This is a genomic window from Acinetobacter sp. USHLN143, from assembly GCF_037145695.1.
In the GTDB taxonomy this organism is placed as follows: domain Bacteria; phylum Pseudomonadota; class Gammaproteobacteria; order Pseudomonadales; family Moraxellaceae; genus Acinetobacter; species Acinetobacter fasciculus.
The window spans coordinates 1-423 of sequence record NZ_JBBCWZ010000225.1; the positions used below are offsets into that span (position 1 = coordinate 1).

The following is a 423-nucleotide window of genomic DNA, read 5'->3' on the forward strand; positions in this document are numbered from 1 at the left end:
GATTTTCAAGAGCTGAAGCGCAGGATCCAGGAGAAGGGACTTCGTTTAGTCGTAGCGGATCTTCCTACTACCTACCAAATGATTCAAACCAGTGACAGCATTACTCATTCAATCCTGGAACTCATCAATAATATGTTGATTGATCTCCTGGCAACAATGGCCCGCCTGGACAATGAGAAACGTATAGAACGTATTAAGCAGGGCCTGGCACGTTCGGGTTACAAGCCAACAGGTAAGAAAGCCAATGAGGCTAAGCACAAACGAATAAAAGAATTGCTAGCAGCTGGCAATATGACTAAGGAAGAAATTGCCAAAGCAGTGAATTGTGGAGTTGCAACTGTTTATCGAGTTGCTAAAGTCATTTAAAAAGGCTTGTATCAGTGCTTCCCTTATGTCATATCTATTTACAAAGGAACAAGGCAT

1 protein-coding gene is annotated in these 423 nt (G+C 42.3%); it reads left to right on the forward strand.

Annotated features, from left to right (window positions below; all coding sequences use genetic code 11):
• Positions 1 to 366, forward strand: a 366-nt coding sequence (locus WFH18_RS17810) for a helix-turn-helix domain-containing protein (protein ID WP_336755412.1), incomplete at its 5' end; no start/stop codon positions are given.
• Positions 367 to 423: the final 57 nt, after the last annotated feature.